At 54.2% G+C, this 23935-nt stretch carries 20 protein-coding genes (1 of these 20 only partly in view); 13 read left to right on the top strand and 7 right to left on the bottom strand.

All coding sequences use genetic code 11. The features are described 5' to 3' along the window. Positions 1-40: 40 nt before the first annotated feature. From ICT70_RS12375 to ICT70_RS12360, 4 genes are read right to left on the bottom strand one after another with little or no spacing between them, the layout of a single operon-like run. Entirely contained in the window at positions 41-2278 is a 2238-nt protein-coding gene (locus ICT70_RS12375; RefSeq protein ID WP_191157087.1) for an efflux RND transporter permease subunit, read from the bottom strand. Beyond that, a complete protein-coding gene (locus tag ICT70_RS12370; RefSeq protein WP_191157086.1) occupies positions 2275-3483 on the bottom strand; it encodes an FAD-dependent oxidoreductase in 1209 nt (402 codons plus the stop codon). The genes ICT70_RS12375 and ICT70_RS12370 overlap by 4 nt, the downstream gene beginning before the upstream one ends. Then, the gene (locus tag ICT70_RS12365) at positions 3480-4583 is read right to left on the bottom strand and encodes a type III polyketide synthase (protein ID WP_191157085.1); all 1104 of its coding nucleotides are present in this window, start codon (positions 4581-4583) and stop codon (positions 3480-3482) included. The genes ICT70_RS12370 and ICT70_RS12365 overlap by 4 nt, the downstream gene beginning before the upstream one ends. A 3-nt stretch (positions 4584-4586) precedes the next feature. Then, on the bottom strand, positions 4587-5198 hold the full coding sequence (locus ICT70_RS12360) for a YceI family protein (RefSeq protein WP_191157084.1): 612 nt from the start codon (positions 5196-5198) through the stop codon (positions 4587-4589). Positions 5199-5423: 225 nt separating this feature from the next. Between ICT70_RS12360 and ICT70_RS12355 the strand changes: the two genes are divergently transcribed. After that, positions 5424-6200, top strand: a complete 777-nt coding sequence (locus tag ICT70_RS12355; protein WP_191157083.1) for an ADP-ribosylglycohydrolase family protein — start codon at positions 5424-5426, stop codon at positions 6198-6200. Here the strand turns inward: ICT70_RS12355 and ICT70_RS12350 are convergent. Both ICT70_RS12350 and ICT70_RS12345 read right to left on the bottom strand, forming a co-directional pair. After that, positions 6197-7036, bottom strand: coding sequence for an MBL fold metallo-hydrolase (locus tag ICT70_RS12350; protein WP_191157082.1), 840 nt, complete (start codon positions 7034-7036; stop codon positions 6197-6199). The two genes, ICT70_RS12355 and ICT70_RS12350, sit on opposite strands and share 4 nt — an antisense overlap. Before the next feature lie 261 nt (positions 7037-7297). Next, positions 7298-7711 carry a (deoxy)nucleoside triphosphate pyrophosphohydrolase gene (locus ICT70_RS12345; protein ID WP_191157080.1) on the bottom strand — a complete coding sequence of 138 codons (414 nt, stop codon included), beginning with the start codon at positions 7709-7711 and terminating at the stop codon, positions 7298-7300. A 117-nt stretch (positions 7712-7828) separates the two neighbouring features. Here ICT70_RS12345 and ubiE point away from each other — a divergent pair, with 117 nt between their 5' ends. The 3 genes from ubiE to ICT70_RS12330 all read left to right on the top strand — a co-directional run bounded on the left by ubiE (position 7829) and on the right by ICT70_RS12330 (position 10628). Continuing rightward, on the top strand, positions 7829-8545 hold the full coding sequence (gene ubiE / locus ICT70_RS12340; RefSeq protein ID WP_191157079.1) for a bifunctional demethylmenaquinone methyltransferase/2-methoxy-6-polyprenyl-1,4-benzoquinol methylase UbiE: 717 nt from the start codon (positions 7829-7831) through the stop codon (positions 8543-8545). Positions 8546-8602: 57 nt separating this feature from the next. Further along, positions 8603-9922, top strand: coding sequence for an alanine/glycine:cation symporter family protein (locus ICT70_RS12335; protein WP_191157078.1), 1320 nt, complete (start codon positions 8603-8605; stop codon positions 9920-9922). A gap of 208 nt (positions 9923-10130) precedes the next feature. Then, the gene (locus ICT70_RS12330) at positions 10131-10628 is read left to right on the top strand and encodes a ferritin family protein (RefSeq protein WP_191157077.1); all 498 of its coding nucleotides are present in this window, start codon (positions 10131-10133) and stop codon (positions 10626-10628) included. A gap of 65 nt (positions 10629-10693) precedes the next feature. Here ICT70_RS12330 and ICT70_RS12325 read toward each other — a convergent pair whose 3' ends face one another. Next, on the bottom strand, positions 10694-13798 hold the full coding sequence (locus tag ICT70_RS12325) for a YhdP family protein (RefSeq protein ID WP_191157076.1): 3105 nt from the start codon (positions 13796-13798) through the stop codon (positions 10694-10696). Between the two features lie 245 nt (positions 13799-14043). Here ICT70_RS12325 and smc point away from each other — a divergent pair, with 245 nt between their 5' ends. The 9 genes from smc to tyrS all read left to right on the top strand — a co-directional run. Further along, entirely contained in the window at positions 14044-17598 is a 3555-nt protein-coding gene (gene smc, locus ICT70_RS12320) for a chromosome segregation protein SMC (RefSeq protein WP_191157075.1), read from the top strand. Between the two features lie 20 nt (positions 17599-17618). Continuing rightward, on the top strand, positions 17619-17981 hold the full coding sequence (locus tag ICT70_RS12315) for a roadblock/LC7 domain-containing protein (protein ID WP_191157074.1): 363 nt from the start codon (positions 17619-17621) through the stop codon (positions 17979-17981). 66 nt (positions 17982-18047) lie between these two features. Then, the gene (gene ftsY / locus ICT70_RS12310; protein WP_224747025.1) at positions 18048-19358 is read left to right on the top strand and encodes a signal recognition particle-docking protein FtsY; all 1311 of its coding nucleotides are present in this window, start codon (positions 18048-18050) and stop codon (positions 19356-19358) included. A gap of 42 nt (positions 19359-19400) precedes the next feature. Further along, entirely contained in the window at positions 19401-19586 is a 186-nt protein-coding gene (locus ICT70_RS12305; protein ID WP_191157073.1) for a hypothetical protein, read from the top strand. Next, complete coding sequence (locus tag ICT70_RS12300; RefSeq protein WP_191157071.1) at positions 19583-19876, top strand: cell division protein ZapA; 294 nt, start codon at positions 19583-19585, stop codon at positions 19874-19876. The genes ICT70_RS12305 and ICT70_RS12300 overlap by 4 nt, the downstream gene beginning before the upstream one ends. A gap of 381 nt (positions 19877-20257) precedes the next feature. Further along, positions 20258-20836 carry a 5-formyltetrahydrofolate cyclo-ligase gene (locus tag ICT70_RS12295; RefSeq protein ID WP_224747024.1) on the top strand — a complete coding sequence of 193 codons (579 nt, stop codon included), beginning with the start codon at positions 20258-20260 and terminating at the stop codon, positions 20834-20836. 21 nt (positions 20837-20857) lie between these two features. Next, the gene (gene rny / locus ICT70_RS12290; RefSeq protein WP_191157067.1) at positions 20858-22423 is read left to right on the top strand and encodes a ribonuclease Y; all 1566 of its coding nucleotides are present in this window, start codon (positions 20858-20860) and stop codon (positions 22421-22423) included. A 237-nt stretch (positions 22424-22660) separates the two neighbouring features. Then, positions 22661-23446, top strand: coding sequence for a TIGR00282 family metallophosphoesterase (locus ICT70_RS12285; protein WP_191157065.1), 786 nt, complete (start codon positions 22661-22663; stop codon positions 23444-23446). A gap of 72 nt (positions 23447-23518) precedes the next feature. After that, a protein-coding gene (gene tyrS / locus ICT70_RS12280; RefSeq protein WP_191157063.1) for a tyrosine--tRNA ligase crosses the window boundary here: on the top strand, positions 23519-23935 show its 5' end (the start). It continues 882 nt past the right edge of the window; only the first 417 of its 1299 coding nucleotides appear in the window; the start codon lies at positions 23519-23521; its stop codon lies off the right edge, out of view.

The following is a 23935-nucleotide window of genomic DNA, read 5'->3' as shown; positions in this document are numbered from 1 at the left end:
CCCTGACGAGTCGCGAACCTGTTGTCAAGACGGTTCTGGTTCAGCAGGGCTGTCTCTCGGTTTGATAACGATCCATTAAGACCAGGCCGGCAGGTAGAACGACAAGATCACAGATCAATGCTCCCAGCATGGTGGTGCCGGTTAACAGGGAAAAGTAGACGGTCGGTAGAAAACTGCTGGCGCCCCCCGCCGCAAAACCACAAAAAAGAACCAGTGCCGAAATACTCAGGGCCTGCCCGGTTGTGGTGGTTGTCCAGCGGATGGCGGCGCTGCAGTTGCCGCTATTCGCTCGTTGAAATTCTGCCAGGAAATGGATGGTACTGTCCACCGTCAGGCCGATGGCTACAGCGGCAATCATGGCAGTGCCGGTACTTAAATCGATACCCAGAAAACCCATCAGCCCGAATGTCCACAGCAGCGGAATCAGGTTGGGAATCAGTGCCACGCTCAGCAGTTTAAAGGATCGAAACATCAGCAGGATAGAGGTAAGAATCATCACCAGCGAAAGGGAAAAGCTGCTGACCAAACTGCGGACCAGCTGATTGGAGTCGATTGCCAGTTGGTAGGCTTCACCGGTTGGGGTCAGTTGATAGAGGCGACCAAGACCTGGATCGGCGAGTTTTTCGATGTTGCTGATCAGCGCCGCCAGATCCGCAGTGCCGAGGACAGGGGTGCGGACACTCAGTCGCAGCCGGGTCTGATCCGAACTGCTGAAGCGAGTAAATATACCTGTTTTTGACTCCTGGGCGGCTTTCCAGCGGTGTGTGAGCTGATCGAGGCCGTCCGGTGAAAAGGTCATGTCGGCAGCTGTCGTCTGCTGTGTCAGCAACGACAGCAGGCTGTCGATTCCGATGACTTGCGGCAAGGTTTTAAGACCCTGTTGAAAAATGATCAGCTGTTGAACATCCTGGCGGTGGGTGAGCGGCAAGCCATCGGCGCGCTCAAGCATGAATTCAATCCGGTTGACCCCGCCGAAGGTACGGTCGATCTGCATGGTGTCACGGAACAACTGTTGATCTGCTTTCAAAAACCTGATCAGGTCGGTATTGTTGCTGATCTGTGGAATGCCGATGGCGGCAAACAGGACCGAAACCAGAGCCACCAGCAGGACTCTTCCCGGTTGGTTAATGGATAGATCAGCCAGTTTTGCCAGGATTCTGGGCAAAGGAAAAGAGGGTGTGTTTTGTTGCCCTAGCGGTTGCGGCAAAAAACTCAGAACAATCGGAACCAGCAGAAAACTGACAACGAACGATAAACAGATACCCGTTGCTGCGAAGCCGCCGAATAAACGGACTGCCGGAATATTGCTGAGCAACAGGGAGGCTAGCCCCATGGCCGTCGTCAGGGTGGTGAACAGGCAGGGACGAAACAGAGTCGTGACCACCTTGATGATGTGGTGATTTTTATCGTTGGTCAACGGGTTGCCGCGCAACCAGCTGCTGTAAAGATGGACGCTGGTCGTCACCGAAAGCACCATAACCACCGGTGGTAGCAGTGCGGTAATGGTATTCAGGGCAAATCCACCCAGACTGTAAAGAGCGATGGTCCAGCATAGACTGATGGCCATCACCGCAAGGGGCAGCAGCAATCCAGACAGGCGGCGGAAAAAAAACACCAGCAACAGGCTCAGAATGACCACCGCAAGGGGGATTGTCACCATCTGGTCACGCTGGATCAGGCGCGATACGGTCAGCTTTTGCAGCGGGATGCCGGTCAGTCGCAGATCAAGATCGGCGTGGACCTTGTTGATCAGAGCCTCAATGGTCGTCAGCGCCAGCTGTTGTTTGGCAATATCTGCACTCAGATCAACCAGAATCAGTGCCGTTTCCCGGTCAGGCGACAGGAGCATGGGAAGACCTGCCTCTGGGGTGGTCGGCGGTGGGACAACGGGAAAAAAGGGGGACATGATGGCGGCTGGTGATTGCCGCAGGAACGGTGTCGTAACACTGATAACCCCGTTGATGCCGGTCAGATCGCTCCTGATGTTGTGTATCCGCCTGATTTTTTCAGGGGACAACAGGTCATAAGCGGTCAGAGCGATAATCAAAAGTTCGTCATTACCGAAGCTCTTTCGAAAAGTATTGTAGTTCTGTTTTAACTGCGGGTCATGGGAAACCATGGAGCTGTTGTCATTTTCGATGTCAACGTGCAGGGCTGGGTAGATTGCTGATCCGGTCAGAATAAGGAGCAGCACCAGACAAAAGCTACGGCCTTTGCCGAGTTGATACGCAAGAAACGTCTCTGCGGCTGATCTGGTGCCTTCCCTGGGTCGGCTCATCCTGATGACTCCGGAGAAAAATGATTTGCTGACCGGGATCGGCCGGGGATCGTCTGCATGGAAAAGTAGGGGGGCAGGTTCTTGCTCAAGGGGGAATTAAGCAGGAGGCTGATCCCCAGGCCGCGTAGAAAAGAGGCTGTCCTGCCACGCCTGGTCCCCAGCCACATGCCCCGTGCCGCCCGGTTCGCGGCGACTCTAAAAGCGTTACGTCTGACATGATCATAGCTCTTCAGCAGCGTCTTGAGATCCTGTACATGATGAAAGTGCCTGATCAGGATATCGGCAAGAAATTCTGCGTCAGCAATGCCGGTATTCATCCCCTGACCACCAATCGGACTCATGACATGGGCAGCATCACCGCAGAGGATGATTCTCCCTGTAAAATAGTGGTTGCAGACAAAGCGATGAACGGTGAAGCGGTTGAGTCCTCCACAATCGGTCGGCAGTAGATCCAGACCGGAGCGTTGTTTTATCCCCATGATGAGGGTCGTGACGTCCGGCGTGCTCTGCTCCTGATCAAGTTGCAGAATCCAGCGCCGCCGCCTCTTCGGCAGGGGGAATGATTCCAGGGCCCCGGCGCGGTTAAAGTAGAGGTGAGCTTTGCTGCCGAAATCTGTCCGATCATGAAAGTCGGCCATGATAAACGAATGCGGGTAGCTTCTGGCCTTGATACAGGGAATTGCTGCCACGGTCCGGACGTCACTGCGATGGCCGTCACAACCAACCAGAACCCTGGTTTTCTGGAACTGATCATGGCTGCCATCAGGGAGTAACGCTACCTTGATGTGGTTCTGCTCTTCTTCCGCATTCAGGAAATGACAATGGCGCTGGACCCTGACGCTGCTGAAGTTTTTGAGATTTTCCTCAAGCAAAGAGATGGTTTTTGCCTGCGGCAGGGACAGGATGAAAGGATACTGTCCCGCCAGGGAGTTGAAGCGTAACTCGCCGCGGAGTTTTTTTTCTTCAAAAATCCTGGCGTGATCAATCTTGACGGCTTCATTGATAAAGGTCGCATCGAGACCAACCCGGGACAGGACTTCCAGACTCGGGGGGGTGATGCCGATGGCCATGGATTGCCGGGGTGCTGCCGTAGTTTTTTCTACCAGCAGGGTGCGGATGCCGCCTTGGCCGAGGAGGTTCGCCAGCACTAACCCCACCGGGCCGCCTCCAACAATGATGACGTCGTAATCGCCGGCAGTGCTCATCCGTCGTCCGGTTCCAACTGCAGCAACGCCAATTCAGCTGTCAGGCCGGGACCGAAGGCCATGGCCCCGATCATCTGAGTATGATCCGCCCGTGCAGCCGCGAGGATGTCATGCAGAACAAACAGGATGGTGGCGCTGCTCATGTTGCCGTAGCGCCTTAGAACGTCACGCGAGGCCGTGACCTGATCAGGTGCGAGCTGTAATCCTTCGGCTACTTTATCAACAATTGACTTCCCGCCCGGATGGATCGCCCAGGTATGAACATCTTCAATGCCCAGTTGGTGACGATCCAGCAGGGATTTGGTCAGTTCGGCGATGCCGGCGCCGATGATTTTGGGAACATAACTCGACAGGGAAATGTCAAAACCGTTATCACCGATGCTCCAGGCCATGGTATCGACCCCGGAGGGGATCAGGGCCGAGTGAAAATCGATGATGCGGCAGCTGTGACCAGTGGCTGGTGGGCGCGCAGCGACCAGCGCTGCTGCCGCGCCGTCAGCGAACAGCGCGTTGGCGAGCAGACTGTCTTCACTGCCGTTCAGCTGGAGATGCAGGCTGCAGAGTTCCAGACACATGACCAGGACCACCGCATCCGGATTGGCCCGGCAGAATTGGACCGCCATATTCAGGGCAGGAAATGCGGCGTAGCATCCCATGAAACCGAGGTGATAACGCTGGGTATTATCAGCCAGACCCAGTTCGCGACAGAGAATATAATCAATCCCCGGATTGAAAAAACCGGTACAGGATGCAGTAACAACGTGGGTGATGTCTTTAGCGGAAAAGCTGTCGCTGTGGTCAAGGACCTTATGCCCGAGTTCGGCCGCCAGGGTGCTTGCTTCTCTGGAATAAATGTCGTTGCGCTGCCGGGTTGTCGGTTGCGTTGCGGTAGCGTTTTCGGCGAAGGCAAAAAAGCCATCGCCCCAGTCCGGAATGACACTGTGGCGGGTATCGATGCCGGAGTGTCGATAAAGCATGCGGACCAGACGCTGGTCACGGGGATCCGTGGTCCATTCAAGCATCTGCGCGCCGACATCCTGTTGCTGATAGCTGTATGCCGGGACGACTGTTTGCGGTTGGTGCAGCCAGACCTGGGTCATGATTTACTCCTGGGTCGTTGGAATGTGGGCTGATGTCGGACTTCTATCAAGGGAGACTTTCGCTCTGAGCAGAAGGTCGTCCCTGACTCTGACTATCCCGATAAAGGATGGCGGATCCAGCTCGAATGACGCCAGCGAGAGGTCAAAGACCAGGGTCGCTTCAATGGCGGATGCATCGATGTGGGGTTCCGTGACTCTTGCGGTGATCGTTTGGGTGATATCACGAATCGTCAACGCGAAGGTTAATTCCTCCGGCATCTGGTCAAGCCGCCGCTCAGGTGTCGAAAGTCTGTCTGCAGTAAAAGCTTCGGCCTCTCCGGTGATCCGCGGAAAGGTCTGGGATTCGAACATCGCGCGCATCTCCCGGTCCCGTCTGCTGTTGCCGGTATCCATGGAGGCGACCGGGACGACAATAACGGGTATGCTGATCAGGTCATCAGTAACGATGATTTCGAAGGGTTCACAGGTCGCTGTCCCGGTAAAATCCTTCATCACTGTTTTCTGCACCTGGAAGGTGATGGTACAGTGGCCACGATAAGTCGACGTGGCAGCATTGGCTGCCAATGGTGCCATTAACATTGAGATCAACAACAAACAACACAACCGCGATTTCATCACCGGCACTCCCTTCGGGCTAGATGGATTATTTATCCTACTATGCTTGCAGTGGCGATGTAAGGGTGCCTTTGCCGCCGAAACCTTTTTCGAGGAGGAAGCCTTGGGAAAAAACATGAATGAGCGTCGACAATGATTCAGCAGCCCGACCCGGTGCAAGGATAGAGCTTCATGGTTACAAAGAATGAAGTTGTGGCATATTAGCGAAAAGTTCGGGAGGATATCATGCTTGGTGCTTTGCTTGGCGATATGGTAGGCAGTCGGTTTGAATGGCACAACTACAAGGGGAAGGATTTTGAGCTCTGTCACGCAGATTGCCGGGCCACGGATGATTCGGTGCTGACCATCGCTACGGCGCAGGCTTTGCTGGATCATATCCCCTTCGGCGCGGTCTATCGCTGCTGGTATCGCCGTTATCCCCATGCCGGTTACGGCGGCGGCTTTGCTGCCTGGGCACAAGGAGACAGTGCCACAGGCTACAACAGCTTCGGCAATGGCTCGGCCATGCGGGTGGCACCGGTGGGGTGGTACGGGAACACCCTGGACGAGGTGATGAGGTTGGCACGGCAGAGCGCTCTGCCGACCCATAATCATCCGGAAGGGATCAAGGGTGCACAGGCGGTTGCTGCGGCAATTTTTTTGGCACGACGTGGAGAGTCGAAGCAACAGCTGAAAAGCTGGATTGAAAAGACGTTTTCTTATGATCTGGCCATGACCCCGGATGATATCCGTCCCGATTATACTTTCGATGTCACCTGTCAGGGGTCGGTGCCTCAGGCGTTGGTCTGTTTTCTCCACAGCAGCGATGTTGAAGATGCCATCCGCACGGCAGTTTCCATCGGTGGCGATTCCGACACCATTGCCTGCATCAGCGGCAGTATTGCCGAGGCGTTCTATGGCGGTGTGCCGGGGGATCTGGTGCCATGGTGTATAAGTAAGCTTGATCAGTCGCAGCGTCAGGTGATGGAGCGTTTTCAGCGCAAGGTGATAGGATCAGCCTAAATCTGCAAAGTGGCGCCGACACTTGCCGAAAAAAAGCGGTCCCCGAAGCGTGCCGCCAGGGCCAGGGCGCCCCTGCGTCCGGTGCAATGGGAGGCGCCGATGTGGGTGACCTTCTCGCTTTGAAGACGATCCATGGTGGCCTTGAGCTGGGCTTCACCGCTGAACATCAGATGGGTGCCACCGACCACGGCATGAATACGCTTTTCACCGGTGACGGCGATGGCATGGTCGATAATATTGATCAGGCCGGCGTGGGCACAGCCAAGCAGGAGCACCAGCCCCTTGTCGGTGCGCACAAACAGGGAGAGATCATCCTCCAGCGGATCGCTGTCAAGTTTCCCTTCTGCAACCTCAATGACCAGCTTGGGGTCACCGGTTTCGTGTGGATTGGTCCGCGGAATACATCCCGAAAGAAGCAGGTTTTCAGCGATTTCAACGGGGTCTTGGGAGAGCTGAAAGTGGGCGCCAAGGTGCTCGAGTTCTTCTTGATCCCAGGCAATGCCGATCTTGCGTAACGGGCCGCCATGGCTGCTGAAACGGCGGGAGAACAGATCGGGGTGAGCGTAAACGGCCAGCGGGCCGGTTTTTTCCAGTACCAGCTTGAGCCCGCCGGTATGGTCAAAGTGGCCGTGACTGAGGATGATTCCATCCAGTCGGCGAAGGTCAATCCCGAGGCGTTCGGCATTGTTGATGATGGTTAATCCGCCGCCAGTATCAAACAGGTAATTGCCGTTGGTTGTTTCAACCAGACAACTGAAACCGTATTCCCCCAGCAGGCCGTAAGGAGAGGCTTTTTCGACCGAGTTTTCACAGAGAATTGTTAACTTGATGCTCATTGGCTCCTCCCGGAAATTCTACCTTTAAACAGGCAATTGTCCACGGAAAACACAGAATACACAAACAAAATTGGATCCTGCGACTTCGCGCAGGATGACAAAGAAAAAAGTTTATAGAAAAAAACTACCCGTCATTCTGCGCGTAGCGAAGCGCAGTCGCAGAATCCATCTCCTGTATTGTGCTTTACTGGTGTCGACTAGGGAGTCAGGCTTATCTTTTCCGAGTCTTTCCGCGTTACTCCGTGCACCAAAGATTCGTGTTTAAGGTTGATATTGTTTTTTCAGCCATTCGATAAAGGGTTTGTCAGCGGGCAGAATACGATAGTTGTCGAGCTGGTCAAAAGGAACCCAGGCGTGATCGGCGACCTCCAGGTGCTTGATGGTTCCTCCGGCAAGTCGGCACAAAAAACCGTCGATCCTGACCGTCCCCCATTCGTAGGAATAATGGACGCTTTCGAGTAGCCGATCAATGTCAACCCGGATGTCGATTTCCTCGCGTAACTCACGGTGTAGCGCTGCGTGCGCGGCTTCCCCCGGTTCCAGTTTACCGCCGGGGAACTCCCAGTAGCCACCCAGCCGTTTATCCTCCGGGCGCAAGGTCAGTAGCACTTTGTGCTGATCAATAATGATGGCAGCACACACGATGGTGGTCCGCTCGGATGGTGTTGTGTTCATTCGCATACTTTTTCGTAAAAGGACGGGTTTGATGTGTCAGGTTTTTTGTTGGTGCTGCCAAACACTCTATGATAGAAACATCTTCCGTGACAATCCCGTTAATACAGGAGTTTTTTCATGTATCAAATTTCCGACAAAGGCCGCGGTGTGCGGCAGATGTTCGATGATATTTCCGGTCGTTACGATCTGCTCAATCGGGTTCTGTCGCTGGGTATTGATCGCCGCTGGCGGCGCTTTGCGGTCAGCCAGTTAAGTATTCCCAAAAATGGATTGGTTCTGGACATTGCGACCGGTACCTGTGATGTGGCTCTCGAGGTTGCTGCCCAGACCGATCCGTCCGTCAAGATTATCGGTGAGGATTTTACTCAAGGGATGCTGGTTCAGGGGCAGATCAAGCTGAAGCAATCCCCTTTTGGCGAGCGCATCATGCTGGTTAACGCGCCCTGTGAAGCAATTCCCCACCCGGATAATTGCTTTGATGGCGTCACTATCGCCTTCGGTATCCGCAACGTCGTTGATCGTGAGGCAGGCTTGCGTGAGATGGTACGGGTGCTTAAGCCCGGCGGACGGGCGGTGATTCTGGAGTTTTCCCATCCGAAAAACCAGCTTTTTCGTAGTATTTATTATTTTTACTTTCAAAAAGTGCTGCCGACCATCGGCGGGCTGCTGTCAAAGCGCAGTGCATATCAGTATCTGCCCGATTCGGTGCTCGAGTTTCCAGCGCAGAAGAACTTTGCCGCCATGATGACCGCGGCCGGTTTTGCGCGGGTACAGTATGTTGATCTGACTTATGGTATTGCGACTGTGTACGTGGGGGACAAGCCGCGGGAGTAGCAGGGTGCTCTTCGGTAGCTTGGTCGGATTATCAACATGATCTTGTGGAGGAGTTTTATGGAATTGCTTAATTGGGTAGGTGATCTGGTCTGGGGGCCACCAATGCTGCTGTTGCTGGTGGGAACGGGTGTCTTCCTCACGTTCAGGCTGCGGGGGTTGCAATTCACCAAGCTCTGGTACGCTCATAAGCTAATTTTTACCAAAGATCAAAAAAGCGAAGGTGATATTTCTCATTTTCAGGCGTTGACAACAGCTCTGGCGGCGACCATCGGGACCGGTAATATTGCCGGTGTCGCGACTGCTATTTTTCTCGGCGGGCCGGGAGCGGTGTTCTGGATGTGGATGACCGGTCTGGTGGGGATGGCGACCAAGTACTCTGAGGCTATCCTGGCAGTTAAATACCGGGTGACCGATTCCCGTGGGGAAATGTGTGGCGGACCCATGTACTATATTGAAAGGGGGCTGGGCTGGAAGTGGCTCGGAGTGCTTTTTGCGTTCTTTGGCGCTGCTGCCGCTTTTGGTATTGGTAATATGGTGCAGTCCAACTCCGTCGCCGCCGCGGTTACATCGACTTTTTCTGTATCTCCCACCATTACCGGGATTGTCCTGGCGGTGCTGACCGCCCTGGTGGTGTTGGGTGGAATTAAATCGATCGGTCGTGTAACCGCCTATCTGGTTCCTTTTATGGCGGCCATTTATGTGGCTGGCGGCCTGATCGTCGTGCTGATTAATGTTGCTGAAATTCCTGCTGCCTTTGGTGCCATCTTTGCCGGTGCTTTTGGCGGCGAGGCGGCTTTTGGTGGTGCCGTTGGTGCCGCTATTCGTTACGGCGTGGCGCGTGGCGTCTTTTCCAACGAAGCCGGCCTGGGCAGTGCTCCCATCGCTGCGGCCGCAGCAAGAACCGATTATCCCGGTCGTCAGGCCCTGGTCAGCATGACCCAGACCTTTATCGATACCATCGTTGTCTGCACCATTACCGCCCTCGCCATCCTCACCAGCGGAGCCTTGGCTACGGGCGAGACCGGTGCGGCATTGACCACGGCGGCCTTTAATGTCGGGTTGCCCGGCACTGGTGGAATTATTGTTGCTATCGGCATTATTCTCTTTGCTTATTCGACCATTCTTGGCTGGTGCTATTATGGTGAAAAATGCATGGAGTATCTGATTTCGGAAAAAGCGGTCATCTATTATCGAGTGGTCTTTGTGCTATTTGTCTTTGTTGGTGCTGTTGCCAAGCTTGATTTTGTCTGGACCTTCTCTGATGTCATGAACGGTTTGATGGCGGTACCCAACCTCATCGGCCTGCTCCTGTTAAGTGGTGTGGTCGTCGCCGAAACCCGCCACTTTCTCGAAAAGACCAGCGCTGAGCGGAAGTAGCACGGAACGCTGAACATATGCGCTAAGATTTCGCCCTCCAGACCTTCATGTTTGGAGGGCGAAATGGTTTTGAGAATAAATCGGCAGATGGTTTGTAGATTATTCCTGAAAAAATGATAATAGTTTAAGTATGTCAGGCAATCCTTTGTCTAAGGATAAACGTTTTGGGTTTCCTTGTCAGCAGTGCCCCCTAACCCAGGAGGATCTTATGCCACAGGAATACACCGTAAAAGAAGCATTGAAAATGGCGATTATGGCGAAAAAGAATCTGATGGATTTCTATCTGGAAGCGGCCAGGATTACCGACAACGAAAATGGCAAGAAGGTGTTTGCCCGGCTTGCTGGTGAGGTGTGTGACAACGCCAGGAAATTCTATCAATATTACACCTGGCAAGATCTGGGCAGCTTTGACGATCTGATGGGCCAGCCGCCTAAATCTGACTCAGTGATCCTGGCCGAACTGAGAAAAGCTCTGAATAAAGACATGCACGAGCGCAAAGCCAGGGAGTTGGCCCTGAAAGAAGAAGAGAGTATGGAAAAAACCTTTTTACAGGCGGCTAAACATATCATTGATCCGCAGGTCCGTGCCATTTTTAACGACGTGGCCAGGGATACCCGTATCCATTATGAGATCATCGCATCAGAATATTCCCGCACCATGGGAATGGTACATGAAAGTGATATGGATACCTACGTGCGCGAGTAAATTGGACGCCCATGACTCAGAACAATGGCCCCTGCAAAAACTATTCTGTTTGCGGGGGCTGTTGTTTATTCGGCCTCTTCTTTTTTGGCGGCTTCGGGTTGAAATAAAGAACCAAAGTCTCTGATCAGCTTTTCAGGTAGACCAAAGGTGCGTTTGAAAACGCCCAGCACAGTGTTAGAGATAGTGTTGATCGGGATGGCGCTGACAGAGGGATTCTCCGCTGGACCTTCGACATGGAAATAGGCGGTCAGCACCGCCCGATCTTCACCTGCCAGCAGCCAACCGGCAATAGGAATAGAGCTGACCACCTTGTCAACCGTGCGCAGGGGCATGACACCGAGGATCAGATCAAGGGTTTCATTCTTGAGATCGTGTTGGCCGACGATCGACATGTTCATCGCTTCACTGATGATTTTGAAGTCTTCGCTATAAACCAATCCGTTACTGAGTTGAACACTCCCCTCCATCAAGGTGAACGGCATTCCTTCGCGATCCATATCGGGCAGTCTGCCGCTGAAGATCTGTGAGACATTGAGCAGGGAGAAGATCTGTGCCAGTCCGCGGAATTTACGCAATGTGCCCTGGTGGATCTGAAAATAGGCACCGCCTCCGGCGTGTTCCCAGAACGTATCGCCGCCAGGGTCTCCTTCGAGATAAAAGTCACCGGTCAGGGGCCCACGGATCAAACCGGGACGATCAAACAAATCATGATGCACGATTGAAGCGTCGACGCCATTGAGGTGACCGGAAATTTTCAGCGGAGCGGCCAGATCATGACGGTTGTATTCGACCTTGGCGCGGACCCATCCGCCTCTGCTTTCAAAGGTTAAGGGATAGATCGAGAGAACCCCCTTATGGTCGATCAGGGTGGTGCGGGCATTGCTGAACTTCATGCCGCCAAGATTTCCCTCGCGGGCGCTGATCTGGATAATTATTGGCTCCTGCGGCGAGTCATCCGGGGTGCTCTCTGGTGATGTTCGGGGTGGACCGCGGAACAGATTGACAATGTCAAGGACGTTGGCCTTTTCACCATGAATCACCAGATTGGTCTGTGGTTGGCTAAAGTTCGTGACCCTGCCGAACACCGACGCCTGGGTCGATCCTTCCAGGGTGACGGTCACCGGCTCAAAAGAAATGCCGTGCTGATCGATCTCCAGTCGGCCGAGCAGGTTATGCAAGGTCAGATCAGGATTACGGAACACCAGATCCTGGGCCCGGGCGCTGCTAGCGGCAACTTCAAGTTTGAGTGCCGGATCGCTCCACCCCTGCATATCACCGTTGACCATGAACGCTGAATCCCCCAGTTTAGCCGGCAGCTGGTTGAAACGCAGGCCATGTCTGTCGATCTCTACTTCTCCTGAAACGCTATTGAGATCGCCGATCAGGGTGGTCAGGTGAGCGCCCCCTTCCGTCAGCAAGAGCTTGCCGTTCCAGCTGGTGTCATCCAGAAATAAATCGGCCGAGGCTTTGCCGGTGAGTTGCAGGCGTCTGAAGGTACGATTGATGGATGACAGGCTGGACAAGTCCAGATCGTCTGTAGTCAGGGCAACGCTCGGTACCTTATCCCAGGGACGTATCCTGGCCTTGCCGGAAATGTTGACGGGCTTAAGATTGACAGTAAAATGGTCAATCTCGATGCTGTCATGGTGATGCAGTTTGCCGCTGATCGTTACTCGTGCTGGTTGTGGGATTTCCTTGCTGTAGTAGGAGTCGAGGACAATACGACTGTCATCCAGAGTGGCACTCAGGGTGAAGGCGGGGGCATCAAGGGTTCCCTTGATGCCCATTGCCAGCTGTGCCGGTCCGGAGGCAGACCAGCCCTCCGGCAGGTTCAATCCGGTCAGCAGGTCCTCCACCAGGGGGGTTGCAATGGCTTCCAGCCGGAGGAAGGGTTCGGTAAAAAGCTGATCGATCAGGCCGTCGATCTGCAGGCTGCCAAGCTCGGTATGGATCCGAGTAGCGTCCAGAGTCAGGGTCGAGTTATGGAAGTTCCATTCCGATTCAATTGCACCAATTGACCAGGGTGCGGGATCTTTCCAGCTGATGTCAGAGATTTTGACCTGGCCATTAACCTGCAATGGAACAGTATGTTCGTCAGATTCAGGCCACTGATGGTCGATGCGCAGGCGTAGATGCTCGAGAAGTCCTGAAACTATCCCGGCCTGGGTCATGTGATTGATAGCGGCAAGATCCGCAGATGTGACAGTTAGATTACAGCTTTCCAGTAGAGCGCTGAGTTGTCGGGCTGGGGTATGTTGCAGACTAACATAGCCCCTGGCCGGGAAGCCCAGTAGTGTGCCGTCAAGCTGTTCAAGTATTTCAGCCTCCCTGGTAGATGTCCAGATCCCGTCGACATGAATCAATGGTATGCTGCTGCCGGCTCGGGTTACAGTGGTTGACACCTGGACCCCTTCAGCAGGGACGCCATCAAGGGTTAGCTTGATCCGCCCCGATTGGGCCAGTGCCGTTTGGATGTCGGTTACCTCGATGTCAGATCGGTGGCGACCTATTTGCAGATCCGCCTCCCAGTTAAGCTGACGCCAGTTGTCGCCGGTAAAGGGAGGCAGCATGGTTTCAAGGAGGAAATCGGCTTGTGTTTGCATCTCATGACCGGAAATAACCAGTTGCGAGGGGCGTTGCGCCTGCCAGTCATAGATAACCGCGTGGAGATTGGCCAGATGGACAAGCGACTCTCCTCGATCATAGATCCTGACTTCGGCATGTCTGACCGTCAGCATCCGGATGTCCAGTTCAAAGGGGTGGTCTTGGTTTATCGTTGTGGATGCCGGTGGTAGTTGTTGCTTCAGGGGTAAATGGAGAGCGGTTTTGGCCCCGAGGATTTCCACGTTTTTCAGGATGACTTGCCTGTTAAGTAACGGCCTTAAGGGGAGGGTCGCCCTGATTTGTGGAATCATCAGATGAAATTCCTGCTCAGTGCCGATTTCAACCTGATACAGCTCAATCGCCAGCCCCTGACGAAATTTGAGGGAGCCGGAACCGATACGCACTGGTTGTTGCAATACCGAACTGATCTGTTCCTCGAGGGCGTGGCGGTATTCTTCCAGTTCCAGGCGGCTGACATAAAGTAACAACAGGGCAATAGCGAGCAACCCGATCAGCAGCAGGGTGATGATAACGCGGGTTGCCGTTGTGATGATCGATCTCATCATAAATCTTTACCCCTGTTTCGCCCGAACAGCCCCATGCAAGACAACCAACACCAACTTTCATGATAGCCTGTCCAGGGTCGGTCAGCAAGGGACAATAGCTGCCAATAACCAGGGGGACCAGGGGGATATCTATGCTTTACTTGACTAAATCCCCCTGATAACATAACCCGCCCTTTGGCGGATGCCCATCCACCAGCCATTGTGTGGACCTTTTCTTCTTTCTTAAGATAAGTCAACGATAGGCCATGAAGATCAAGCGTCTGGACATTTTTGGATTTAAATCCTTTGTTGACAAGGTCTCCATTGAGTTTGAGACGGGGATTACCGGCATTGTCGGTCCTAATGGTTGCGGCAAGAGTAATATCCTTGATGCGATCCGCTGGGTGATGGGGGAGCAGAATGTCCGCCATCTGCGGGGTCGGATGATGGAAGATGTCATTTTTGGCGGTAGTGAAACCCGCAAGCCCACCGGTCTGGCTGAAGTTTCCGTGATCTTCGATAACAGCGACGGTAATTGCCCGGCGGCCTATAAGGATTTCGCCGAAATTATGGTCACCCGCAAATTATATCGCAGCGGCGACAGCGATTATCTGATCAACAAAACCCCCTGTCGGTTGCTGGATATTAATGAGTTGTTCATGGATACCGGTGTCGGGGCGCGCGCTTATTCGATTATTGAACAAGGGAAGGTAGGTGCTCTGGTCAGTGCCAAGCCGGAGGAACGGCGCAGCTTGATTGAAGAGGTGGCCGGGGTCACCAAATACAAGTCGCGCAAGAAAAGTGCCCTGCGCAAGATGGATGCAACGCGCCAGAACCTGATTCGCCTGGGTGATATTATTTCTGAAGTTCGGCGTCAGATCGGCAGCCTGCAGCGTCAGGCCGGCAAAGCGGAGAAATTTCGCGAGCTACGTCGTGAAGCGCGCCAGATTGAGCTCAGCCTCAGCGGTAATCGTCTGCGACGCCTTGATCAGGAGGTTGCCCTGCTGGAACAGCAGGAGAAAAGCGAGGCGGATGCCCTCGAACGGCTTGATGGCCAGTTGGAAACGGGGGAGCTGCGCCTGGAAGAACAACAGCTGCAACTTGCCGCAGCCGAAGGGGATTATCATCAGGCTCAACAACAGGAATACCAGGCGGGCGCTGATATTACCCGCCTGGAAGGTGAACTTGGGTTGCTTGAGCGCCAGCAGGAGCAGCTGCAGGAACAGGAACAGCAGGCACGCACCGAGCTGGAGCAATGCGCTCTGCGCCTGGCCGAGCTCGAGAGCGAAGCCTGTCAGTTACAGACGCAGCAGCAGGAGTCGAAGGATAGTCTGAGCGACCTTGAAGATAAAACCCGCAGCGCGGAAAAGGAACTTGATCACGTTATAGAACGCGATCGTCAGGCCAATGAGCGCTATGAGCAGAGCCGTCGGGCGTTGATGGAACAATTTGCCCAGGCCAGTCGACTGCAGAATCGCCGGGAGGAGATTGAGCGCCGGCTGACCGCGGAACAACAGCGCCAGCAGCAGCTGCACCAGGAACTGTCCCGGATTGATGAGCGCCAGGGGGAACTGGATGAACAGGTGCAGCAACTGGCCGGTCAGCGAATCGCTGTCAGTAGCAACATCGAATCGTTGCAGGAACAACAGCAGGGGCTGCAGGAAGAGCTTCAGGTGATAAAAAACAATCTGGAGCAGCAGCAGGCCGTGGTTCACGGTTGTCGTCAGGACCTTGCACAGTTGCGCTCACGTTATGAGTCCCTCGAAGAGTTGCAGCAGCGCCGTGAAGGCTGTGGTGAGGGGACGCGCGCATTGTTGACCGCAACCGCAGGTCGCCGGATTGTGGCTGACCTGTTGCGCGTTGATGCAGAACATGAACTTGCGGTAGAGAGCGTGTTGGGAGAGCGTTTGCAGGCGGTTCCATTAAGCCGGGGCGAGTCCCCGCTTATCAGCCTTGAGTTACTGCAGCAACAACAGGTGCGCGGTCTCATATTATTGACTCATCAGGGGGGTGCCGCGGACGGTGGTTCGCCGGGGGTTCCTTTGCTTGATCTGGTCTCCCCGGTTGAGGGTGCCGAACAGGTGATTGCGCAACTGCTCGGCGGCGTTTTTCTGGTTGATGCCGTGGCCGATCACCTTGAGCAGCCTCTTGCTGTCGGCGAGACATTGGTTGACCGGACCGGAACCTGTCTGGATTGGCGTGGCATATTATGTGGCGGTTCCATGGCGGCATCGGCAACGGGCCTGTTACGTCGCCAACGCCAATTGGAGGAACTGGTTGAGGGTATCGCCGAACTTGAGTCAAAACATCGCAGCCAGGAACGTGAACTGGAAGTGTACCAGGATCGTTTGAGCGAAACCGAAGAAGTACTGGCACAACGTCAGGGAGAAATCCACCGGTTAGAGCTGCAGTCTCTCGAGCTGGGTAAGGATCAGCAGGCTCTGGATAAGGAGCAGGATGGCCAGGCGCGCCGCCGGCAGCTTCTTTCCTTTGATCTGGAACAGATTGACGAAGCCCACAGCGGCCTGCTGGCAGAAATGGAAGAGTGCCTGGCCGGACGTGAAACGGCGTTGGCACAGCAGCAGGAACTTGAACACCAACAGCAGCACAACCAGCAGGAGCTAAGCTTGCTGCGTCAGGAGGTTGATCGTTGCCGGGAGACGCTGACTGGTTATCGGGTCGCTTTTGCCTCCCTTCAGCAGCAACGCCAGGCGGCAGATCAGACCCTCGGCCGGGTTGAGCGTCAGTGCCGGGAATTGCGTGAACGCCGGCAGAACCTTGAACAGCGTTTATCGCAGCAGGAGGCTTCGCGTTCGCAGCTACAACAGAGACAATCCCTGATTCGCGTTGAGCTGGATCAGCGTCTTGATGACCGGCAAGCACAGTTGCAACAGACGGTGTGCCTGCAGGAGGCCTATCAGCAGCTGCGTGAAGAGCTCGAAGAACAGCGTGAACAGCTGCGGCGTTTGCGTAGTGATGCCGAGGACGCACGCAGGACCGTTGCGCGCTTACAGTTGCGCCAGCGTGAACAGCACCTGGAGGCCGAGCATCTGTATCAGGGGGTACAGGAACGTTATGCGGTTGATCTGCGTTTGCATCAGGTCCCCCAGGCCACAACTGAGGAGCTTGAACGTCAGCAGCAACAGCTACAGCGCCTCCAACAGAAAATTGCCGAACTGGGCGAAGTGAACCTGATGGCGATTGAAGAGTATGAGGAACAGCAAAAGCGCTACGATTTTTTTATTGGCCAGCGGGATGATCTCAAGCAGTCGCTGGACGATCTGGAGAAGGCCATCGCCCAGATTAATCGTACGACCCGTCGGCGCTTCAAGGAAACTTTTGATCAGGCTAATGAGCTGTTTCGCCAGGTTTTCCCCCGGTTATTTCGGGGCGGTCAAGCTGAATTGCGACTGAACGACGAAAACGATCTGCTTGAAACCGGCATAGACATCATTGTCCAGCCCCCGGGCAAGCGGCTGCAGAATGTCAATCTGTTGTCCGGTGGAGAAAAAGCCCTGACGGCTGTTGCCTTGATTTTCTCATTGTTCCTGCTCAAACCGACACCCTTCTGTGTTCTCGATGAGGTTGATGCTCCGCTGGATGACGCTAATATCGATCGCTTCGCAGAAATGGTGCGCGAAATGACAGACCGCTCGCAATTTATTCTGATTACCCACAGCAAACGCACCATGAGCGTTGTTGACACCCTTTATGGCGTTACCATGCAGGAGCCCGGCGTGTCACGACTGGTCTCGGTGCGGATGAATGACTATGTACCGACCGTGCCGGATGAAGCAGGGCGTGCCGTTGCCGGGGTGTGATCGCCTCAGGAGAACAACCTATGTCGTTTAAAGTGGTTCTGAATCAGCTGTTGCACGAGGTCCCCGGTTCTCTCGGGGTGATCATCGTCGATTGGGAAGGGGAGGCCGTTGATCAGGCAACACGCCTCGGCGAGTATGATATCAAAATCCTGGGGGCCCATCACGGGATCATCCTGACCTTGTTGCGCGAGGCTCTGGAGCGCATGGGTTCCGATTGCCCTGAAGAGGTGATTATTCGTACGCAGCAGGGAACGACCTTGATTCAACCCCTGACCGAGGACTACCTGCTGATTTTGCAGTTACAGCAAGGGGCCCTGGTCGCCCGGGCGGCTCAGAAGTTGCGCCGTTGTGCCGAGTGCCTGTACGATGATATCGCCCTGTAGCGCCCCCTTGGGACACTGGTTTTCCGGCGGCCTGCATGAACTTTAACCTTGTTTGGAATAATGAATATGAGTTGGTACGATCTGATGGATAAGGTCAGGACCCTGACCGTTGATGATGTTCTGGAAAAGTTTACCGGTTTTATGGAACTGCTGGCTCAGTGGTTGGATACCCTGGGTGTTCCGCCGGAGCACCTGATGGTGGCGGTCTGGGGAATGCTGTACCTGATAGCGACGCTTATTGCGTTGCTGCTGGTCCTGTTGCTGCTGAAAATTGTCCGCCGCCCGCCAAAGAAAAAGAAACCTTCCCGGAAGCAGGTCGAACCGGAACCCGAGGTCGAACCTGAACCCGAGATCGAACCGGAACCCGAGGTCGAACCGGAACCCGAGGTCGAACCGGAACCCGAGGTCGAACCGGAACCCGAAGTCGAACCGGAACCCGAAGTCGAACCGGAACCCCGCCTGAGTCTGTTTGAGCGTCTGAAGCAGGGACTCTCAAAAACCCAGTCGTCCCTGGTTGGGCGGGTTGACAGCCTGCTGCGTGGGCGTACCGAGATTGACGAGGAGTTGCTTGAAGATCTTGAAGAGGTGCTGATTACCGCAGATCTCGGCATGAAAACCACCCAGCATCTGATTCAGGCCCTGGAAACGCGGCTGGCAGCAGGGAGATTAACAGATCCTGAACAGGTTCGTGAGCTCCTTAAAGCAGAGCTGAAGAAAATTCTTGCGCTGGAGTCACGGCCTGTCGATTTCAGTAGTGCTTCACCCTTTGTGATGATGGTTGTCGGGGTCAACGGTGTTGGCAAGACGACCACCATCGGCAAGTTGGCCAATCAACTCTCCCGGGCCGGGCATAAAGTCGTCCTGGGTGCCGGTGATACCTTCCGAGCGGCGGCGGCTGAGCAGCTTGAGGTTTGGGGCAAGCGTGCCGGGGTTGAGGTGATTCGTCATGCTGAAGGAGCTGATCCGGCGGCGGTGGCGTTTGATGCCGCGAAGGCGGCGGTGGCACGCAAGGCTGATATTCTACTGCTGGATACGGCCGGTCGCCTGCATACCAAGGTTAATCTGATGGAAGAGCTGAAAAAGGTGCGGCGGGTGCTTGATCGCGAGATCTCCGGCGCTCCCCATGAAATTCTCCTGGTCCTTGATGCCACGACCGGCCAGAATGCCTTGACCCAGGCGCGCATGTTTCATGAGGCCGTCGGTTTGGGCGGTATTGCTCTGACCAAGCTGGATGGAACAGCAAAAGGGGGGATTGTGGTTGCCATTGCGGCGGAGCTCAATGTTCCTGTCCGTTACGTTGGTATCGGGGAAAAGCTGGATGATTTGCGTCCGTTTGATGCCGATATGTTTGTCAGCGCCCTGTTTGAGCGTTCTTGATTGTTGTTGGATGTTGCACTATCAACTAAGGGGATGGTCGAAATGCAGAAGCTGGTTGACCTGGAACAATCTGTAGCGGTCTTGCTCGAACAACATCGTGCCCTGAAGCTCAACAACCGCCAGTTACAACAGGAAAAGCAGCGGTGGCTGGAAGAGAAACAGCAGCTGCTGACGCAGATCGATCGAATCCTTGCAGATTTAGATGATGTTGATGTGGAGGGAGCATGAGCGCACAGATTCAAATCAGGATCCAGGGGCGCATCTATACCCTGCGTAGTCATCAGTCGGAAGAACAAGTCCAGAAGGTTGTTGCTTTTGCGGAGAAAAAACTGGCAGAAACGGCCGCAGGCAGATCTGTCGACACGGTTGATCTGATGATCCTGACCCTGTTGAATCTGGCTGGAGAATATCTGCTGTTGCAGGAAAAAAAAGAGCAGGATGATCATGAGATAGTCCGACGACTGGGGCAACTCCAGGGTCAATTAACCCTGGAAATTGATGATAATTTTGGTTGCTAATCCCGAGCAATCCATTGTAATATCACCGTTGTTCTCGACTGTTGTCGGGTTGATTGATAGATCGTCGGAGCACTTGTTGTTTGAGTGTCGAACGAGAAGAAGTGATTGCTAGTCAAACCACCCCGGGTATTAAATGTGTCCCGGGAGCGGGTTGTGTGGTTTATATTTCATTGGCGCGCAGTATCCCGTTGCGGATAGATCTTATGAGTGCAAGTTGTCTTTCATAGCGGCTTTCTTCATACAGGTGGATGACAATTGTCGCTAGAGCGCTATTGCCGGTAAACTGCTTACATACCCGTTTTCCCCTCTCGTTGCTGACCCTCCTCCGGCGGAACCTTCCGGCCACACCTGCACCAATTCTGGATTTATTGGTTTAAGTGTATGGATAAAAGGGCGATCCGAGCACATATGCTCAAGCGTCGACGTGCCCTGTTGCCTGAGCAGGTGGCTCAATTGTCGCACCTGGCCCAGCAACAGTTGGTGGCGACGGAGCTGTTTTGTTCTGCTCAGCGTCTGGCCCTTTATAGCCCCATACATAATGAGACCGCAACGAGTGAGCTCTTTGTTGCTGCCGCTCGTCAGGGAAAACAGGTGTATTATCCGCGGGTTGTAAAAGAGGGGCTGTGCATGGTTGAGATTGACCGTCCGGAGCAGCTGGTGCCGGGGGCTTTTGGTGTCCTTGAGCCGGCTACCGATCTGCACAGCAGTCAGCAAGTGCCGGACGTGATCTTGATTCCGGGGGTAGCCTTTGATCGTCGGGGGCACCGTCTTGGTTACGGCCGGGGTTTTTATGATCGCTATCTGGCCTGTTGCTCTGATCGGGCGGTTCGGGTCGGCTTTTGCTACTCATTTCAATTGTGTGACGCATTACCCGTTGGAGCCCACGATCAGTCTCTGGATATTCTGGTGACAGATACCGAAACCATTACCTGGTGGCGTAGATTGCCAGGCTTAACATAGCCCTTAAAGGGGGAGGTTTTTATGCAAACAGAAATAATCACGATTGTGCTGGTTCTGGTAGCTCTGGCCGCCGGGGTTTTTTTGGGAATGTTGCTGCGTCGTAAACTCTCTGAGTCGACGGTCAACAGCGCCAAGGTTGTAGCCCAGAAAATTATCAGTGATGCCGGCAAAGAAGCGGAAACAATCACTAAAGAGGCAATTATCCAGGCCAAGGATCTGGTTCTTCAGGCCAAGACCGATTGGGAAAAAGAGGCACGTGAATTGCGCAAGGAGATTCACGCCAACGAGAATCGGCTGCAGCAGAAGGAAGAAAATCTTGATCGTAAGTTTGATCAGATGGAAAAGAAGAATGACGAGCTGGCCGTCAAGGAGAAGCAGTTGCGCCAGCTTGAGACAGAGCTGCAGGGAAAGATGGATGACACCGAAAAGTTACGGGCAGAACAGCAGACGCGCCTTGAAGCAATTTCCGGTTTGACCCAGGCCGAGGCCAAGCAGCAGTTGATTGATGGGATGTTGAGTGAAGCGCGCCATGATGCCGCCAAAAACATCAAACGCATCGAAGATGAGGCCCTGGAGACGGCTGACAAGAAAGCCAAAAAAATTATGGCCCTGGCGATTCAGCGTTATGCGGGCGATTTCGTAGCAGAAAAAACGGTCAGTGTGGTGCCGTTACCGTCCGATGAGATGAAGGGACGGATTATTGGTCGCGAGGGACGCAATATTCGCGCGATAGAGGCCGCTACCGGTATCGATCTGATCATTGATGATACCCCCGAGGCGGTTGTTATTTCCGGCTTCAATCCGGTGCGCCGTGAGGTGGCCCGCATCGCCCTTGAGCGGCTGATTGCCGATGGGCGGATTCATCCGGCCCGGATCGAGGAGTTGGTCGAGAAGGCGCGCGAAGAGGTAGACGAGGAGATCCGTCAGGCCGGTGAGCAGGCCACCTTCGATGTCGGTGTTCATGGGATTCACCCCGAAATTGTCAAGCTGCTTGGCATGCTTAAATACCGTACCTCCTACGGTCAGAATATTCTGGTTCATTCCATCGAGATGGCTTTCCTGTGCGGGATGATGGCTGCTGAATTGGGCCTGAACGTCAAGGAAGCCAAGCGTGCGGCCTTGTTGCACGATATCGGCAAGGCGGTCAGTCACGAACTGGAGGGATCCCATGCCGTCAATGGTGGGGAGCTGGCGCGCAAGTATGGGGAGTCGCCGGCTATTGTCCACGCGATTATGGCCCACCATGAGGATGAAAAGCCCGATTCGGTTCTCGCTATTCTGGTGCAGGCCGCTGATGCCCTGTCCGGCGCCCGTCCTGGTGCCCGGCGTGAGACCCTGGAAACTTATGTCAAACGTTTACGTGATCTCGAGCAGATCGGCACTTCTTTCTCCGGAGTTACCGGTTGTTTTGCTATCCAGGCCGGGCGTGAAATCCGCGTCATGGTGTCCAGTGATGAGGTGTCTGACGACTACTCTCACGTTCTGGCTAAGGACATTGCCGCCAAGATCGAACAGGAGATGACCTACCCGGGGCAGATTCGCGTCAATGTTATTCGTGAGACGCGGGCGGTTGAGTACGCCAAATAGTTTCTTTTGTTGTCGCTGCCGTCCTTCGCACAGGGCCTTTGGCTCCTGCGGCAACTGGTTTTGTCGCCATGGACGGCGACCAAAAGCGGTCATGGATGAGGAAAAATGTCCATTGACATAGGATTCCCGGTCCGGTGCTGAACCGTGACTTTTTGTTCATTCTTTCACCCTTTGTGGTGATGTCTTTCCGGCAGTTAGCTCTGATGCGGTCAGCTTTTACGTTGCCGATGCGAGGTTGTGATATTGAAGCTGTTGTTTGTTGGTGACATTGTCGGCCGCGCCGGAAGAAAGGCGCTGACTGATCACCTGAAAGGGGTGGTCAGTCATCATCAGATCGACCTGGTGATTGCCAATGGTGAGAATGCTGCTGCCGGCTATGGGCTGACCGGGCCGATTCTTAAGGAGCTTTTTGCCTGCGGTATTGATGTGGTCACGTCCGGTAATCATATCTGGGACAAGAAGGAGATCATCCCGATTCTTGATCGGGAACATCGCCTGTTGCGCCCTGCCAACTATCCACCGGGACTGCCGGGTCGGGGGACAGGTGTTTATGAAACCGCCGGCGGGATCAGGGTTGGGGTCTGCAATCTGGAGGGTCGGGTCTTCATGAAAGGCCTCGATTGTCCATTTCGCGCCGCTGATCTGCTCATTGATGAGTTGCGCCAGGCCACCTCGATTATTCTGGTGGATTTTCATGCTGAAGCAACCAGCGAAAAGCAGGCCCTCGGTTATTATCTCGACGGCAGGGTCAGCGCCGTCATCGGCACCCATACCCACGTGCAGACCGCGGATGAGGTTATCCTCGCCGGAGGTACCGGCTTTTTGACCGACGTCGGTATGTCGGGTAGCCAGGATGCTGTTATTGGAAACGAAAAGGATGCAGCGCTGGAACGTTTCCTGTCGCAGATGCCGATACGTCTCGAGGTTGCTAAAAATGATCCACAGCTGTCAGCGGTTGTTCTGACCATTGATGAAGACAGTGGGCGCTGTACTCAGATTGAGCGTATCCAGGCGCGATTCTGATCGGCCAGGTGATGTTTCCCCGCCGACATTAACCCGGAAGGTAAGTCTCTACACAGGTAAAGCAGGGTAGCCATGATCAAAAATTTTGTGAAAGAACTACAATGGCGCGGCATGATTCACGATATCACGCCCGGGACCGAAGATCAGCTTCAGAAGGAGATGACCACGGCCTATGTCGGCATTGATCCGACCGCGGACTCTCTCCACATCGGCCATCTGGTCAGCGTCATGATGCTCAAGCATTTTCAACGTGCCGGCCACAAACCGATTGTTCTGGTTGGTGGGGCAACCGGTATGATCGGTGACCCGTCGATGAAATCAGCTGAACGCAATCTGCTTGATGAACAGACCCTTGAGCACAATGTTGATTGCCTTAAGGGACAACTCTCGAAGTTTCTGGATTTTGAGTCTGACCACCCCAATGCTGCCGAAATGGTCAATAACTATGACTGGATGAAGAATTTCGGTTTCCTCGAGTTTATCCGTGAT

The organism is Pelovirga terrestris (assembly GCF_014773365.1).
GTDB classification, from domain to species: Bacteria; Desulfobacterota; Desulfuromonadia; order Desulfuromonadales; family Geopsychrobacteraceae; genus Pelovirga; species Pelovirga terrestris.
This window is presented reverse-complemented; position numbering and strand designations above follow the sequence as displayed.

Coding starts and splice junctions, on each gene's coding strand:
- rny (WP_191157067.1), top strand. CDS start 20,858: ATGCAAACAGAAATAATCACGATTGTGCTGGTTCTGGTAGCTCTGGCC.
- ICT70_RS12305 (WP_191157073.1), top strand. CDS start 19,401: ATGCAGAAGCTGGTTGACCTGGAACAATCTGTAGCGGTCTTGCTCGAA.
- ubiE (WP_191157079.1), top strand. CDS start 7,829: ATGTATCAAATTTCCGACAAAGGCCGCGGTGTGCGGCAGATGTTCGAT.
- ICT70_RS12375 (WP_191157087.1), bottom strand. CDS start 2,278: ATGAGCCGACCCAGGGAAGGCACCAGATCAGCCGCAGAGACGTTTCTT.
- ICT70_RS12365 (WP_191157085.1), bottom strand. CDS start 4,583: ATGACCCAGGTCTGGCTGCACCAACCGCAAACAGTCGTCCCGGCATAC.
- ICT70_RS12315 (WP_191157074.1), top strand. CDS start 17,619: ATGTCGTTTAAAGTGGTTCTGAATCAGCTGTTGCACGAGGTCCCCGGT.
- ICT70_RS12300 (WP_191157071.1), top strand. CDS start 19,583: ATGAGCGCACAGATTCAAATCAGGATCCAGGGGCGCATCTATACCCTG.
- ICT70_RS12345 (WP_191157080.1), bottom strand. CDS start 7,711: ATGAACACAACACCATCCGAGCGGACCACCATCGTGTGTGCTGCCATC.
- ICT70_RS12335 (WP_191157078.1), top strand. CDS start 8,603: ATGGAATTGCTTAATTGGGTAGGTGATCTGGTCTGGGGGCCACCAATG.
- ICT70_RS12355 (WP_191157083.1), top strand. CDS start 5,424: ATGCTTGGTGCTTTGCTTGGCGATATGGTAGGCAGTCGGTTTGAATGG.
- ICT70_RS12370 (WP_191157086.1), bottom strand. CDS start 3,483: ATGAGCACTGCCGGCGATTACGACGTCATCATTGTTGGAGGCGGCCCG.
- ICT70_RS12325 (WP_191157076.1), bottom strand. CDS start 13,798: ATGATGAGATCGATCATCACAACGGCAACCCGCGTTATCATCACCCTG.
- smc (WP_191157075.1), top strand. CDS start 14,044: ATGAAGATCAAGCGTCTGGACATTTTTGGATTTAAATCCTTTGTTGAC.
- ftsY (WP_224747025.1), top strand. CDS start 18,048: ATGAGTTGGTACGATCTGATGGATAAGGTCAGGACCCTGACCGTTGAT.
- ICT70_RS12295 (WP_224747024.1), top strand. CDS start 20,258: ATGGATAAAAGGGCGATCCGAGCACATATGCTCAAGCGTCGACGTGCC.
- ICT70_RS12350 (WP_191157082.1), bottom strand. CDS start 7,036: ATGAGCATCAAGTTAACAATTCTCTGTGAAAACTCGGTCGAAAAAGCC.
- ICT70_RS12330 (WP_191157077.1), top strand. CDS start 10,131: ATGCCACAGGAATACACCGTAAAAGAAGCATTGAAAATGGCGATTATG.
- ICT70_RS12360 (WP_191157084.1), bottom strand. CDS start 5,198: ATGAAATCGCGGTTGTGTTGTTTGTTGTTGATCTCAATGTTAATGGCA.